Source organism: Granulicatella sp. HMSC31F03 (assembly GCF_001807725.1).
In the GTDB taxonomy this organism is placed as follows: domain Bacteria; phylum Bacillota; class Bacilli; order Lactobacillales; family Aerococcaceae; genus Granulicatella; species Granulicatella adiacens.
In genome coordinates this window covers 31675-47141 of the sequence record NZ_KV790847.1, presented here as the reverse complement: position 1 = coordinate 47141, position 15467 = coordinate 31675, and the positions used below count along the sequence as shown (strand labels likewise).

The window sequence follows — 15467 nt, the reverse complement described above, 5'->3', positions numbered from 1 at the left end:
TTTTTTAAGTGTCTACTTTAGAGGGAGCATATCAATGAGAATTTCGAGATTTTGCTTTTCTATTGCTTGTTTTGTTTTAATTTGTAGGTCGCATATGCTTTTAAAGAAATCGTTCCAAAAATAGCGACGGTTAATAAATTTAGAATACTTGCGATCCAGCCTTGAGTAAATACAATGGTTGTAGAAGACTGATAGAATAAAACATCTAAGGTTGGGGCAATCAACCCAAAGATTGCAATATTCACTGCAGCTTGAACCACGTTAAATCGAATCATATCGTGTTTTGAAAACACTCCTTGTCGAAGGCTACTTCTTCGAATCGCAAATCCAAACGTAAAACCTAACGCAGCTGAACTGATAGCCCAAGAAATCCATAAATGATCTGTATTGAATAAATCAAACAATACATGGCCAGTAAACCCAACAATGGCAGCTGGAAGTGCTCCAGCAACACCCGCAAAGAGCGCAAGGTACCCATATGCCAATTGAATATATACTCCTTCAATCGGTGTTGTAATCGACGTTAAGGTCATTAAAGCAGTCATGATGACAATTCCTAAAATTGTATAAATAACTGTCTTTTGTAATCCGTCTTTCACAATCCTCTCCTCCTCTTAATGCGATGTAGGTTCTTCTCCGATAATTCGAACTTCTGGTTCTAGAGAAACTCCATCTTTTTCTAAAATTACTTTTTGAATGTAGCGAATTAGATCCATATAATCTGTAGCCGTAGCGTTGTCAATGTTCACAATAAATCCAGCATGTTTTTTGGAGACTTGTGCCCCACCAATTTGATATCCTTGTAAGCCAGCGTCTTGAATTAATTTCCCAGTAAAATATCCTTCGGGACGTTTAAAGACGCTTCCGCATGAAGGGTATTCAAGCGGTTGTTTACTTTGACGTAAATGCGTTAATTCTGCAATTTTTTCGTCAATCTCTTCTTGATTCCCTTTTTCTAATTGGAATCCCACTTCTATCACTAAATCTCCAGTATTTTGAATGAAACTGTGTCTGTAACTAAACTCTAATTCTTCAGCAGAATAGGTCTTTAAGTAGCCCTCTGGAGTAATTACCTCTACATATTCTACAACTTCACTGACTTCTCCACCATAAGCTCCTGCGTTCATATAAATGGCTCCACCTACACTTCCTGGAATTCCACATGCAAATTCCAAACCTGTTAAGCCATTTTTAGCAGCTTCCTTAGAAACGTCAATTAAGGCTACTCCGCCTTCAGCAACAATCTTTGTGCCGTCTACTTTTAAGTGCGACATATCATTCAACATAATCACAGCACCAGAAATTCCGCCATCTTTAATGATAACATTAGAAGCATTTCCTAAAATTGTCGTCGGAATATTTTGCTGACGTAACCAATGTGTTACCTCGCTTGCTTCTTGTTTATCCTTTGGAAAAATAAGAATTGCTGCGTTCCCACCAGTCTTAGTAAATGTATATTTTTTTAGAGGTTCATTATAAAAAACTTTTACAGTTGGAAACTCTTTTGAAAATAATGTATAGTCCATACTATTCTCCTTAATCGTAATCCTTTTAATACTACTATTCTAATGAGTTTACGTCAAATGTTAGGAAACCTTGAGGAGCTTTTGCCGTAACGATTCTTTCGCAAATCAAGTGGCTTAACAAGCTACTGTTTGCCGAAACTGGGTTTTCTGATTTTGTCTGAACTGCAATGATAAAGCTATGAATAATCGTCTCAAATCCACGTTTGTACAAAGTAGAATCCCAACTCGTAAATCCATCCAAAACATCATCTTGACCTTGAGTAATCACCAAATCCGTTAAGTTTCGAATGGAATAAGTTCCACTAGGACTTTGCACTTCAATTCTTTCTAAGTTAGCTCCAGAAGTTTCATTGAATTGAACCAAAGCCGTTTCATTTTCATTTTCTAGGTAAACCGTACATTGTTCTAACACTCCATCCTTTTTCTTATAGAAATAAGTACCATTCGTTGGAAGTGAATCCATTAAGTAAAGTGCTGTATCTAAAGGATGAATAAAAACATCAAAGACTCTAGTTCTTGTATCTTGAGAAGCAACTGTACAGTTCTTTTCTGCAATAATTCTCTTCTTATCTTCTACACTCTTTAAGACTTCTACTTTAGGAGCAAAACGTCTATTAAATCCAGCCATGATGAAGGTATCGTGTTTTTTTGCTAGTTGATATAATTCCATCGTTTTCTCATAACTAGGAGCTACTGATTTATCCATATAAACTGGAATTCCTTTTTCTAAAAATTGTTTTGCCACCTCAAAATGAGCGTTTGTAGACACATGAATAAAGACTCCATCTAAAGGAAATTGCAATAATTCTTCAATCGTATTGCAAGGAATACATCTCCCTAACAATTTAGATTCTCTATTCAACACTTCTTGATTTCGAGTACACATATACCATTTGACATTCCCAATCGAACGCATCACAGGTAAGTAAGCTTTTTGACTAATCGCGCCAACACCAACAATCCCAATATTTAACATTCTTTATCCTTCCCATTCTTGTAGTAATTGATGAACCATTTGAGCAGAACGTCTCCCTGCTTGAACAATAAAAGTATCAAAATCAACAGCAGAGGTCCCACGCTCTGGAATATCTGAAATCGCACGAATCACAATAAATGGAACTCCAAATGCATAACATGCTTGTGCGATTGCGGCTCCTTCCATTTCAGACGCCATCACATCTGGGAAGTGCTTTAAAATATGTGTTCTTTGCTCACGAGTATGGATAAAGCTGTCAGAAGAAACGATAAGGCCTGTATGGCTCTTTAAATCCACCTTAGCAATCGCTTGTTCAAGTGACGGTAAAAAGTCTTGATTCATCGCAAAACGTGCTGGCATGCCCGGCATTTGCCCGTAAACATAATTAAAGGCTGTTACGTCAGCATCGCAGTATGCCAGTTCCGTTCCAATGACGATATCTCCGATTTCAAGAGATGAACCAAACCCACCGGCAGAACCCGTATTCATCACCAAGTCTACACCGAAGCGGTCAATTAAAATTCCTGCAGCAAGAGCTGACATCACTTTCCCAATCCCGGATTGGACAAGTACGATTGACTTTCCAACAAGTGTCCCTTCAATAAATTCCCAATTGGCAACGGTTGTTTTCTTTTCAATCGTCATCTCTTCTTCGAGCAGACGTTTTTCTTCTTCCATTGCCGCAATAATTCCAAATTTCATTCTTTCACCTCATCATTATCGTTCGATATGTTTCGCCATCAAGACGATATCTTCATATCCATCACCGATTTTTACACCGTTCTTAAGTCGACCTTCTTCTTCAAATCCACACTTTTCATAGAGGCGACGGGCCTTTTTATTGATAGCTACGACCTCAAGTTCAACACGAGAAAGAGTTGAATAATCCCTCACCCAATCAAGCATTTCTTCCATCATCACGGTCGCAATACCTTGCCCCCAATAGGACTTCAATACACTGATTCCTAACTCTCCACGGTGTGAAAATTTAGGATGCAGGCTCCCAGCAATCGAACCGACCGCTATAATCTCGTCTCCATCTTTTGCTAGTAACATATATTGATTTTCGTTTTCGTAGAGCGATTCAATAAACAATTCTTCTTGAGCGATAGAATATCTCAACCCTTCAGCTCCAAAAGAGAGAAAGTCTGTTTCGCTTCCTACTTTTTTACTGTAATCTAATAACGCTTTGGCATCGTCTTTGACTGGAAGTGCGAATGTGATTTCTCTTTCTTTACTCATCTGTTGCCTCCAATTTGTTGATAAATTCTTCGTACTCTTTTCCGTGTGGTATTAGACGAATCACACGTTCAGACTCGCCGTCTCCTACACGGTCGATTTTCACCTTTAAGAACGTTGAAGGAAGTTCATCTTCAATATACTGCGCCCATTCAACGACGCACACGCCACCCGCATAGAAGTACTCTTCAAGCCCTACTTCACTGGCGCCACCACTTTCTTCAATACGATACATGTCCATATGAAATAGCGGCAGTCTTCCTTTACGATACTCGCGAATCAATGTATACGTTGGGCTTTTAATCACACGGTCGATGCCTAAGCCAAGGGCAATTCCTTTTGTAAGGGTCGTCTTTCCAGCGCCTAAATCGCCTTCTAGGATTACACAGCTATTTTCAAATAACTCTTCGCCTAGACGCTTGCCTAGTGCCATTGTCTCCTCTTGTGATGTTGTATGTATTTCAAACATGATGATACTCCTTCAACCTTATCTCGTTGTCTTGCATAAAAAAAGAGCCAAGACAAACTGTCTTAGCTCATTATAGCATATTTCGCTTATTTTAGAACGCGTCCTAAAAATTCTTTTGTACGGTCCACTTGTGGGTTTTCAAAGATTTGTTCTGGAGTACCTTCTTCTGCGATAACCCCTTTATCCATGAAGACAACACGGTCACTCACTTCTTTGGCAAATCCCATTTCGTGCGTTACAACAATCATTGTTAGCCCTGTGTGCGCTAAGCTTTTCATTGTTTCTAATACTTCGTTAACCATTTCTGGGTCAAGTGCTGACGTTGGTTCGTCGAAAAGCAATACATCTGGTTGCATCGATAATGCACGCGCGATAGCCACACGTTGTTTTTGACCACCTGATAATTGACGAGGTTTTGCATTGATATACGCAGACATTCCTACTTTTTCAAGGAATTCTTTTGCGATTTTTTCTGCTTCCTCTTTTGATTTTTTCAACACTTTCATAGGTCCAACAATACAGTTTTCTAACACGTTTAAGTTGTTAAATAAGTTAAATTGTTGGAATACCATTCCTACGTGAGTACGGTATTCGTAAATGCTCTTGTCATGTTCTAAAATGTTTTGGCCATTGTAGTAGATTTCGCCTGAAGTTGGTTTTTCGAGTAAGTTGACACAACGTAAAAGTGTTGATTTCCCAGAACCACTTGATCCGATAATCGTTACTACTTCCCCTTGTTTTACTTCAAAAGAAATATCTTTAAGAACTTCATTAGTACCGAAAGTTTTACTTAAGTTTTGAATGGAAATTACTGCTTCGCTCATTATGCATTTCCTTTCTGTCTAGTTTTTTCTTCGACTGCTGACATTGAATTTGAGTTTAATGGATCTGAATAAATCACTTCATAGTTATCTGGACCATCTAATTTACGCTCGAAGTAACGTAAGATACGAGTCACTGTGAATGTCATGATGAAGTATAAAATTAATGTGACAAAGAATGTATCAAAGTAACGGAAGTTTTGTCCCGCAACTGTTTTTGTCGCAAAGTACAATTCTGAAACTGAAATTACGTTCAATACAGAAGTATCTTTGATGTTGATAACGAACTCATTCCCTACTGCTGGAAGGATGTTACGAAGTACTTGTGGGAAAACAACATAGCGCATTGTTTGCCAGTGAGTCATCCCGATAGCTTGGCTGGCTTCAAATTGTCCTTGGTCGATAGAAATAATCCCACCACGAACGATTTCTGACATATAAGCCCCTGTATTAATCGATACGATGAAAATCGCAGCGAATGTAACATCTAAGTTAATTCCAAACATTAATGCTGTTCCGTAGTAAATTACCATCGCTTGTACGATCATCGGTGTTCCACGGAAGAACTCTGTATAGCAGTTTAAAATGATAACTGCAATTTTTAAAAGGATACGTTTAGGTCCTTTTTCTGGTAGTGGAATTGTTTTAACAAATCCGATGAACATCCCGATTAATGTCCCGATAATTGTACCAATAATTGAAATATATAGTGTAATCCAGGCACCTGTTAAAAACATTTGCCAGTTCTGTTGAATGATTTTTACAATCCAATCAATACTCATTTATTTTCCTACTTTCTATATTTTGTGTATGTATACGCCACACAATGTGGCGGTGTGTTATGTTTGCTTTTTGTATTTAGCGAGTGCCCCTGCGCAGTGGTGTAGTTGAGCTCGCAATCACCCAACATTCACACAGTGAATATTGGCTGAACGCTTTTCCTCACATCCTGTAGTTGAACTCGGGCTCACAGGACTGACGTCCACTTCCTGATATGTCCGCACGACTTGTCCCAAGTCCTTTGCGTCATATCAGTCCAGTGATTCAGTCCTGACCGTTCGCCCTCGTATCCTGTTTATTCTGCTGCAGGCTGATTCTTAATTGCTTCTTGCATGATTTGTTGACGTTCTTCGCTAGAGATTGTTTTTAATGCTTCGTTGATTTCTTTTGTTAGTGAGCTATCTTTTCTCACACCAACAGCTGTTTGTGTGTCTTCTGGTGATGTTTTGAATCCATCTGTTAATTTAACCATTACGAAGTCACTGTTTGCTGCTTGAGCTGAAATTGCTTCTGGTAATTCAGAAACGTAAGCGTCAATTGTTCCAGATTGTAAAGCTACACGCATTGCTGGGAAGTTATCCATCGCAGTTTGTTTGTCGACACCAGGAATTTGGTCGATTACTGAGTAGTGGAAAGTATTTAATTGAGCTGTTACTTTAGCACCAGAGAAATCCGCTAATGAAGTAGCATTTGCATATTTAGAACCTTTTTTAACAACTAATACTAATTGTGAATCATAGTAAGAATCAGTAAAGTCGATTGTTGCTTTACGCTCTTCAGTAGGACTCATACCAGCAATGATTGCATCTATTTTACTTGAAACAAGAGCTGGTGTTAAGCCATCCCACTCCGTTTTAACAATAACTAATTCTTTTCCTAATTGTTTAGCTACACGTTTTGCGATTTCAACGTCATAACCACCAGCGTATTGGTCTGTCCCTTGAATTTTTACCGCACCGTTTGAATCGTCGTTTTGAGTCCAGTTAAATGGTGGATAACCAGCTTCCATCCCTACCACTAATTGGTTTTGATTGGCTGTTCCTTGACTAACAGGGGTTCCACACGCTGCTAATCCTACTGTCATTGCTAAAGCTGCAATTGCGCCTAAAATTTTTTTCATTTTCTTTCTCTCCTTCTCGATTATCAAACCGGTTCACTCATCACACACAAAAAAGGAACCACGAACAAAAGCCGTGATTCCCCATAAAAAAAGTCATAAGTAGTCATTCTTTTGCCCGGTAATTGATTGCACTTCATGAGTATCTGGGCAGATATCATGACAGTGACTGACCTATTATGACCAGCCCCCAACGTTTTCACGTTTCGGCGAAATCCCCTTTCCAGTTTCCTGTACTCTTGTCTTCCGCACCTCAGTTCAATAACCATTTGATTTAATTGTTGAACATAAATTAACACATAATTTTTTGAAAGTCAACCCCTATATTTTCATTTTTTGAAAATTACTAACAAAATTATAATTTATATTATATTTCGAAATAAGACTCACTTAGATACCTTTACGCAGTAGCTGATTGGATAAAGCTTCATCACTCGTGATTTGCTTTATCCCAATCAGCCTTGCGAGGATAAGACTACGAAATTAAATCGACTCACACTGTGAGTCAATTTTTCCTTCTGTCTTACTCCCTCTTTCCCCTCCCTCATTACTAACAGCTTGCCTTAGAAATGACTGTTTTTTTTGCACTAAAAATTAAATGATTACGAAGGAACTTCGAGTTTCTATAATCGCAGTGGTGGGGAATCGTATTAAATGCGAATTAAAGGGAGTTAGGAATTTATTCCTTACTCCCTTTTTGAGGCTTTAAAGGCGCAAGACCAAGGCTTGCGCCGGTACCCCACTACAGCGATTAAAAAGAAACCGAAGGTTCCGAAGTAATCATTAATTATCTTTTAAGCACAAAAAAGAGTGCCTCATTTCTGAGGCACCCTGTTAGATGAATTATTTATTCACGTTTTCCCATTGCCAGCTCACAACTTCAGGAATATCTTCCCCGTGTTCGCGGATGTAGCTGTGGTGGAATTCCACAGTTTCGTCCATTTTCGCAGCAAATTCGCTAGCTTTGTCGCCGTATACAGCAACTGCAGCGTCTTTAGCAACGTGGAATCGGTCCATTTCAGATAACACACGCATATCGAATGGAGTTGTGATATCTCCGTTTTCACGGTATCCGTGGATATGAACATTATGATTGTTGCGATCGAAGAATAAATCACGAATCATACCTTCATAACCGTGGAAGCAGAATACAACTGGTTTATCAGTAGTAAATAATTTATCAAATTCTTCGTCAGATAAACCACGTGGGTCCACTTTTGGAGAACGTAATTTCAAGATATCTACTACGTTAATGAAGCGAATCTTCAATTCTGGGAATTGTTTGTGCAAGATTGAAATACCTGCTAATGCTTCTAAGTTAGGTTCAGTACCTGCAGCAGCAATTACTACGTCTGGTTCTTCTCCTTCTTTCACTGTTGAAGCCCAATCAATTACTTTGTAACCTTCACGTACTAATTCTTTAGCTTCTTCTACTGAGTAGAATTGTGGACGTGGGTGTTTTGAAGAAACGATTAAGTTAATTTTATCTTCTGAACTTAAAGCTTCAGCCATAACAGCCATCAAGCTGTTTGTATCCGCCGGTAAGTATTCACGAACGAATTCTGGTTTTTTCTCAGCTAAGTGTGTTAATAAACCTGGATCTTGGTGAGTATATCCATTATGGTCTTGTTGGAACACTGTTGATGTTGCAATCAAGTTTAATGATGGATAGTTTTTACGCCATGGAGCGTGAGTTTTAGCTTTACGTAACCATTTGAAGTGTTGAGTAATCATTGAGTCCACTACACGTAAGAATGATTCGTAAGATGCGAAGAATCCGTGACGGCCTGTTAATACATAACCTTCTAAGAAACCTTCTGCTTGGTGTTCTGATAATTGTGAGTCGATAACACGACCAACTGGTGAAATCCATTCATCGTAGCTTTCGTCACGACGACCAACCCATTGACGGTTCGTTGCTTTGAAGACTTCGTTTAGACGGTTAGATTTAGTTTCGTCTGGTCCAAAAATACGGAAGTTATCTGGGTTTGCTTTTACTAAGTCAGCAGCAAATTTACCAAATTCAATCATATCTTGTTTTTGGATAGCACCTGGTTTAGATGTATCGATGGCATGTTTAGTCCAATCAGTAATTTCCATTGGTTTTACAACCCCTGCGTTAGTGATTGGGTTCATGCTCATACGACGTGGGCCTTTTGGAGAAATTGCAGCAATTTCTTCTACTAATTTACCATTTTCATCGAATAATTCTTCTGGACGGTATGATTTCAACCAGTCTAATAAGCTATCGATGTGTTCCATAGCTTCTCCAGATACTGGAATTGGAACTTGGTGAGCACGGAATCCGCCTTCGATTGGTTCATGGTTCCATTCTTTTGGACCTGTCCAACCTTTAGGAGTACGTACTACTAATACTGGCCAATGTGGCATTGTAGCTTCTTCGGCGCTCTTAGCACGAGCTACTTTTTGAATTGCTTGAATTTTTTCAATTGCTTCATCTAATTTAGCAGCCATTAATGGGTGAACTTTTTCAGAATCTGTTCCTTCTACGAAGATTGGATCCCATCCTAAACCATTGAAGAATTGTGTTAACTCTTCATCTGTACGACGAGCTAAAATAGTTGGGTTGTGGATTTTACCACCGTTTAAGTAAAGGATTGGTAAAACTGCACCATCGTTTACTGGGTTGATAAATGTGTTTGAGAACCAACCAGCTGCTAAAGGACCAGTTTCTGCTTCTCCGTCACCAATAACTGCTGCTGCAATTACGTTAGGATTATCTAAAACAGCACCTGTAGCATGTGATAATGAGTAACCTAATTCTCCACCTTCGTGAATTGAACCAGGAGTTTCTGGAGCCGCGTGAGACGCAATTCCTCCAGGGAATGAGAAGATTTTACATAATTGTTTGAACCCTGCTTCATCTTGAGTGATTTGTGGGTATAACTCTGTGTAAGATCCATCTAAGTAAGAGTTAGAAACCATTACTTGTCCACCGTGACCTGGTCCTTCAATGTAGAACATATCTAAATCATATTTATTAATAGCACGGTTTAAGTGCGCATAAATAAAGTTTTGTCCTGCGATTGTTCCCCAGTGTCCGATTGGATGAAGTTTAACGTCTTCTTTTTGGATTGGACGACGTAAAAGTGGGTTATCTTTTAAGTACATTTGAGCTACTGAAATGTAGTTCGCTGCACGCCACCAAGCATCCACCTTTGCTAAGTATTCTGGTGTATCAAATTGTGTCATGTATTTTCTTCCCTTCTTGTTTTTGGTTTCCTAAAAAATCAGAAAAGCCGATTCAAAAAATTATCATTTTTTAATCGACAAGTATCTACCATAGCCTGTAGCCTCTGTCAAGAAGAAGCATTAGAACCTTCAGAAAATACATTAGTTTTCTTTGTTTTGTAGGAAATATTCCTGTTTTCGAAACGGTTATTTAGAAATCGAAAACGTTCATAACCACATTTATTTGACTGTTTTATCTCGATTTTTTGATCATTTAATTCATCGAGCACTCTATATTACCATTTTTTATGTTCATTCCGCAATAAAACGTTCATAAAAAGTATGATAGGATCAAAAAAATCCGAGGTTTCCACCCCGGATTTTCCATATAATAAGGTTCAAACAGATCTTTATTTAAAATATTGAAGAAACTCTCCGTAACCTTCTTCTTCGAGTTTATCAACTGGGACAAAGCGAAGAGACGCTGAATTAATGCAATAACGTAGTCCACCTAATTCTTTTGGACCGTCTTCAAAGACGTGTCCTAAATGTGAATCTGCTTGTCCACTTCTTACTTCAGTTCTTTTACGGCTTAGTTTGTAATCTTCTTTCTCCGTTAGAGTTGTATTTTCAATTGGTTTTGAAAATGATGGCCAACCACATCCTGCATCAAATTTATCCTTTGAGCTAAAAAGTGGTTCACCACTGACGATATCTACATAGATTCCTTCTTCGTAGAAATCATCATATTCTCCTGAGAAAGGTCTTTCTGTGGCTTCATTTTGAGTCACTTCGTATTGAATTTCTGTTAATCGTTTTTTTAGTTCTTCTTTTGAAAATTCCATCGTGGTCTCTCCTATTCAAATTGTTGTCGTTTCGTTTGATGCGGATCTTGAATTCTCTTGAAGAGATGTTCCAAGTCCTTATTCGTTAAATGAACGAGTACGGGTCTACCGTGCGGACAGTTATATGGATTTTTACATTTGGCTAAATCCACTAATAACTGACGTGCTTCCCACTCACTTAAATGATGGTTGGCTTTAATCGAACCTTTACAACTCATCATAATGGCTGTTGCTTCTCTTAATTTAGCAACCGTAATCTTTTCGTCAGCCAAGATAAAGTCGATAATTTCTTCGATAATCGCCTTCTCCTGTCCCTTTTTAATCCATGCTGGATGCGATTGAATTTGGAAGGTATTTTGTCCAAATGGCTCCATCTCAATTCCAAACTCTTCAACAAAAGATAAACGTTCTTCCAATTTCACACTATCTTTTTTCGAAAACTCTAGTAATATCGGAACCATTAGTGGTTGACTCACTCTTCCTACTTGACCAATCTCCACTTTGAACTGTTCATATTTAATCCGTTCTTGGGCGGCATGTTGGTCAATCATATACAAGCCTTTTTCGTTTTGCGCGAATAAATAAGTTCCATGCATTTGTCCAAAATAATGTAATTCTGGGAATTCCTTTTCAAAAGGTTGTGTATCGATTTTCTCAGCCAATTTTAAGTAGTCTGCATGTTCATCGTGGCTGTCCAAGAGTTCTTCTTGCTCGACAGGTTCATCTGCCTGACTTACTTTTAGAGGCGCATCATCGGCTGGTAGAACTTCCACTTCTTCTCTTACATTTTCTGAATAAGAAGGTGTTTCCACGCGAGTAGACTCCACAATAGGTGTCTTCAATTGCCACTCCAAAGTTTGTTGGACTGGTTTTGGAGCTTCTACCCTGTTTTCTTTGCGTTTGAAGGACAAGTCTTCAATCGATTCAGGAATGCGTTGTACGCCTTGTATCGCCTCTCTAATGGCCTTTTGAATCACCTGTGAGAGTTCTTGTTCCTTACTGATTCGAACTTCTTGTTTCGTTGGATGCACGTTCACATCAACGAGTTGTACGTCCATTTCAATCGAAATAATCGTAATCGGGAATCGTCCCACCATTAATGTGGATCCGTATCCTAATGTAATGGCCTTTGCAATCGCCATATTACGGATTGGACGTCCATTAATGAAAATCGATAAGTAATTGCGGTTTGAACGAGTGAGTTCTGGGAGCGACGTATATCCTGATACTTTGAAATCTTCGTCTTCTCCACTAAAAGGTAACATCTTACGAGCATTTACGGGTCCAATATTTCCAGCGACTGCTTGCAGCAACTCACCCTTCCCAGAAGTTTGCAATAACAGATTGCCGTCATTTTTTAAAATAAAGGCAATTTCTGGGTGACTGAGAGATGCTTTACTCACCACATCCGTAATATGAGCTAACTCCGTCTGCAATGTACGAACGAATTTCAACCGTGCCGGTGTATTATAAAACAAATCTTCAACTAAGAATGTCGTTCCTTTTAACGGAGGAACGGTCTTTTCTTCTTTAATTTCACCAGACTCAATCTTCAACTCCACGCCGCTGTCTTCACCGGTAGAAGTCGTCAGCGTCACTTTCGATACGGCCGTAATACTCGCTAAGGCTTCACCGCGGAACCCAAGCGTACGGATTCTAAAGAGTTGTTCCGGCGAATAAAGTTTACTCGTTGTATGACGTTTAATCGACATACGAGCATCCTCTTTCGTCATCCCACTTCCGTTATCTTGAATGCGAATCTTGCGAAGACCACTCTCTTCGATTTCAATCTCGATACGAGTACTGCCAGCATCAATCGCGTTTTCGAGCAATTCCTTCACCACAGAAGAAGGACGTTCGATGACTTCCCCTGCTGCGATTTGGTTTGTCAGTAATGGACTTAATTCTTTAATGGTTCCCATACACTACTCACCCTTTTCTATTTGTTGCCATTTATACAGGATGTTCATTGCATCCATTGGCGTCATACTCATTAAGTTTAATCCTTTAAGCTCATGAACCCATTCAGGTACCGACGCTGTTTCTTCTTCAAAGAGAGATACTTGTTCCACGAAGGTGATATTTTCATTAGCAGCCCCTTTAGCTTCTAAATGATTTAAAATCGTGCTGGCATTTTTCAAGAGCTCTGTTGGAAGTCCAGCCAGCTTCGCCACATGAATTCCGTAACTCTTATCAGCAGGACCTTCTAATACTTTATGCAAGAAGACCACTTCGCCATTTTCTTCAACGGCTCCCACATGCACATTGCGTAAATCTGCATATTTCTCGCTGAGTCTTGTTAACTCATGGTAATGCGTTGAGAATAATACTTTTGCAGATAAATGCTCGTGAATATATGTGATGATGGCTTCAGCGAGCGCCATTCCATCATAAGTAGCCGTTCCACGTCCGATTTCGTCAAACAATAGCAAGCTTGTTTCATCGGCATTTCGAAGTGCATGGTTTGTCTCCATCATCTCTACCATGAATGTACTTTGTCCAGAAATTAAATCATCAGCAGCCCCAATACGGGTAAAGATTTTCGTAAAGACTGGAATCGTTGCACTCTTAGCAGGTACAAAACATCCGATTTGCGCTAAGATCACACAGAGCGCTAATTGTCTCATGTAAGTCGATTTACCGGACATATTCGGCCCAGTAATGAGAAGAATATGCTCGTCTGGACTCATTGAAATGCTATTTGGAACATACGTTGATTGTCCCATCACCTTTTCAACAACCGGATGGCGACCATCCTCAATCCAGAGTCTACGGTTCTTCATTGAAATCGTAGGCTTCACCAGGTGATAACGTTCGCTCACCACACTGAACGCTTGTAAGACGTCTATCGTTGCGACCGTCTTTGCCAATTGTTGCAACTCGGCCGTATAATGTTTCACCTGTTCACGCACTTCTACGAATAATTGATATTCGAGTGCACTTGATTTTTCTTCCGCTTCTAGAATGAGCGTTTCTTTTTCTTTTAATTCAGGCGTAATAAAACGTTCCGCATTCGCCAGCGTTTGTTTACGCTCATAGCGGCTACTATCGAGTTTCGATAGATTTGATTTTGTCACTTCGATATAGTACCCAAACACCTTGTTGAAACTAATCTTCAATGAACTGATGCCTGTTTGCTCACGTTCTTGTTGTTGGAGAGAAGCAATCCATTCTTTTCCGTGTTTCATCGTATCGCGGTACGTATCGAGTGTCGCGTTATATCCTGAACGGATAATATTTCCATCTGAAATCGTCAGTGGCGCATCTTCGTCGATGGCACGGTCGATTAAATCGTATAACTCAGGAATGTCGAATAAGTTTTCTCCAAGAGCGCTCCATGCCTCTGAGTCCAAGCTATCCACAATCGATTTAAAGATTGGTACTTGACTAAGTGTTTGTTTAAGTTGCAAGAGGTCTCGTGCATTGGCGGTTCCAAATGACACTTTTCCCACGATTCTTTCTAAGTCGTACACACGTTTCAATGTTTCGATGAAGTCTGTACGCTCGAAGTAATGTTGGTTCAATGTTTCTACTAATGCATGGCGTTTTTGAATCGCTCCTTCTAATACAAGTGGTTTTTCAAGCCATTGTTTGAGGAGACGTCCACCCATCGCCGTTTGCGTCTCGTCTAAGAACCAGAATAGTGACCCATGTTTTTGGTTGGAACGGATTGTCGTCGTTAATTCTAAGTTACGTTTTGTCTCATAATTCATTGAGAGATAGAACTCGCTTTGATATGCTTGTGCTTTTTGTAAGTGCGAGAAACTTCTCTTTTGAGTCAGTTTCAAATAACTTAATAGATTTTGTACGCATCGAACTGAAGCTTCATCTTCTAGTTCTGAGACTAAGTCTGTGCAGTCTTCTGCATTAATTTCATCTTTTTCAATCGTTGAAATCAAGATTTGCATGCTTGTAAACAGATGGCGAAGTTCTTCTGTCACATCACTATCGACAAGAACGACTTCACGGCATAGTAAACTTGAGCATTCGCTACGCACTTCTTCTAAGTTTTCAAGTTGTGTCACTTTTAATTCCCCAGTTGACACATCCACATATGAGAGTGCATATCGTTTCCCAACAAGCGGTAAAATCGATACTAAATAATGGTTTTGATTTTGCGCTTGATATTCTGTATAGGTCCCAGGCGTCAAGACTTGAACAACGTCTCTCTTCACCATTCCCTTTGTAAGCTTTGGATCTTCCAACTGCTCACAAATGGCTACTTTCTTTCCAAGTTCAATCAGCGTTTTTATATATTCTTTTGCGGCATGATGAGGAACCCCACACATTGGAATTGGGTCCTCAGCATTTTTATTTCGACTGGTTAGTGTAATTTCGAGAAGTCGTGCTGCTTCAATCGCATCATCATAAAACAATTCATAAAAATCACCTAGTCGATAAAACAATAAGCAATCAGGATATTTTTCTTTAATCGAAAAATACTGTTGCATCATCGGTGTGTGTTTCGTTTTTTGTGGCATTTCGGACTCTCTTTCTAATCT

At 39.3% G+C, this 15467-nt stretch carries 12 protein-coding genes, 1 pseudogene and 1 riboswitch; all 13 genes and pseudogenes read right to left on the bottom strand.

From position 1 onward, the window contains the following. Positions 1 to 59: 59 nt before the first annotated feature. A complete protein-coding gene (locus tag HMPREF3106_RS02490) occupies positions 60 to 599 on the bottom strand; it encodes an ECF-type riboflavin transporter substrate-binding protein (protein WP_083281582.1) in 540 nt (179 codons plus the stop codon). A 15-nt stretch (positions 600 to 614) separates the two neighbouring features. After that, a complete protein-coding gene (gene murB / locus HMPREF3106_RS02485) occupies positions 615 to 1526 on the bottom strand; it encodes a UDP-N-acetylmuramate dehydrogenase (RefSeq protein ID WP_070444257.1) in 912 nt (303 codons plus the stop codon). Positions 1527 to 1560: 34 nt separating this feature from the next. Next, positions 1561 to 2502, bottom strand: coding sequence for a Gfo/Idh/MocA family protein (locus HMPREF3106_RS02480; RefSeq protein WP_070444255.1), 942 nt, complete (start codon positions 2500 to 2502; stop codon positions 1561 to 1563). Between the two features lie 3 nt (positions 2503 to 2505). Then, entirely contained in the window at positions 2506 to 3204 is a 699-nt protein-coding gene (locus HMPREF3106_RS02475) for a 5'-methylthioadenosine/adenosylhomocysteine nucleosidase (protein ID WP_070444253.1), read from the bottom strand. Positions 3205 to 3219: 15 nt separating this feature from the next. Next, positions 3220 to 3744 carry a GNAT family N-acetyltransferase gene (locus HMPREF3106_RS02470; protein WP_070444251.1) on the bottom strand — a complete coding sequence of 175 codons (525 nt, stop codon included), beginning with the start codon at positions 3742 to 3744 and terminating at the stop codon, positions 3220 to 3222. Continuing rightward, positions 3737 to 4210: a tRNA (adenosine(37)-N6)-threonylcarbamoyltransferase complex ATPase subunit type 1 TsaE gene (gene tsaE / locus HMPREF3106_RS02465; protein ID WP_070444249.1), complete on the bottom strand. Its 474-nt coding sequence runs from the start codon at positions 4208 to 4210 to the stop codon at positions 3737 to 3739. Before tsaE ends, HMPREF3106_RS02470 begins: the two co-directional genes overlap by 8 nt. A gap of 86 nt (positions 4211 to 4296) precedes the next feature. Further along, positions 4297 to 5034: an amino acid ABC transporter ATP-binding protein gene (locus tag HMPREF3106_RS02460; RefSeq protein WP_070438787.1), complete on the bottom strand. Its 738-nt coding sequence runs from the start codon at positions 5032 to 5034 to the stop codon at positions 4297 to 4299. Further along, a pseudogene (locus HMPREF3106_RS02455) lies at positions 5034 to 5798 on the bottom strand (amino acid ABC transporter permease); the annotation flags it as partial. The pseudogene HMPREF3106_RS02455 and the gene HMPREF3106_RS02460, both read right to left, overlap by 1 nt. Before the next feature lie 308 nt (positions 5799 to 6106). Continuing rightward, positions 6107 to 6931 (bottom strand): transporter substrate-binding domain-containing protein, encoded by an 825-nt coding sequence (locus HMPREF3106_RS02450; protein WP_070444247.1) that lies wholly within the window; start codon positions 6929 to 6931, stop codon positions 6107 to 6109. 118 nt (positions 6932 to 7049) lie between these two features. Further along, a riboswitch (Lysine riboswitch) is annotated at positions 7050 to 7193 on the bottom strand. 578 nt (positions 7194 to 7771) lie between these two features. Continuing rightward, entirely contained in the window at positions 7772 to 10141 is a 2370-nt protein-coding gene (locus tag HMPREF3106_RS02445; RefSeq protein ID WP_070438792.1) for a phosphoketolase family protein, read from the bottom strand. Positions 10142 to 10530: 389 nt separating this feature from the next. Then, positions 10531 to 10965, bottom strand: coding sequence for a peptide-methionine (R)-S-oxide reductase MsrB (msrB, locus tag HMPREF3106_RS02440; protein ID WP_070438795.1), 435 nt, complete (start codon positions 10963 to 10965; stop codon positions 10531 to 10533). 11 nt (positions 10966 to 10976) lie between these two features. Further along, positions 10977 to 12887 (bottom strand): DNA mismatch repair endonuclease MutL, encoded by a 1911-nt coding sequence (gene mutL, locus HMPREF3106_RS02435; RefSeq protein WP_070444245.1) that lies wholly within the window; start codon positions 12885 to 12887, stop codon positions 10977 to 10979. 3 nt (positions 12888 to 12890) lie between these two features. Continuing rightward, positions 12891 to 15446: a DNA mismatch repair protein MutS gene (gene mutS, locus HMPREF3106_RS02430; protein WP_070444243.1), complete on the bottom strand. Its 2556-nt coding sequence runs from the start codon at positions 15444 to 15446 to the stop codon at positions 12891 to 12893. Between the last annotated feature and the right edge of the window lie 21 nt (positions 15447 to 15467).

Coding starts and splice junctions, on each gene's coding strand:
- murB (WP_070444257.1), bottom strand. CDS start 1,526: ATGGACTATACATTATTTTCAAAAGAGTTTCCAACTGTAAAAGTTTTT.
- HMPREF3106_RS02445 (WP_070438792.1), bottom strand. CDS start 10,141: ATGACACAATTTGATACACCAGAATACTTAGCAAAGGTGGATGCTTGG.
- HMPREF3106_RS02480 (WP_070444255.1), bottom strand. CDS start 2,502: ATGTTAAATATTGGGATTGTTGGTGTTGGCGCGATTAGTCAAAAAGCT.
- HMPREF3106_RS02460 (WP_070438787.1), bottom strand. CDS start 5,034: ATGAGCGAAGCAGTAATTTCCATTCAAAACTTAAGTAAAACTTTCGGT.
- tsaE (WP_070444249.1), bottom strand. CDS start 4,210: ATGTTTGAAATACATACAACATCACAAGAGGAGACAATGGCACTAGGC.
- mutL (WP_070444245.1), bottom strand. CDS start 12,887: ATGGGAACCATTAAAGAATTAAGTCCATTACTGACAAACCAAATCGCA.
- HMPREF3106_RS02475 (WP_070444253.1), bottom strand. CDS start 3,204: ATGAAATTTGGAATTATTGCGGCAATGGAAGAAGAAAAACGTCTGCTC.
- mutS (WP_070444243.1), bottom strand. CDS start 15,446: ATGCCACAAAAAACGAAACACACACCGATGATGCAACAGTATTTTTCG.
- HMPREF3106_RS02450 (WP_070444247.1), bottom strand. CDS start 6,931: ATGAAAAAAATTTTAGGCGCAATTGCAGCTTTAGCAATGACAGTAGGA.
- msrB (WP_070438795.1), bottom strand. CDS start 10,965: ATGGAATTTTCAAAAGAAGAACTAAAAAAACGATTAACAGAAATTCAA.
- HMPREF3106_RS02470 (WP_070444251.1), bottom strand. CDS start 3,744: ATGAGTAAAGAAAGAGAAATCACATTCGCACTTCCAGTCAAAGACGAT.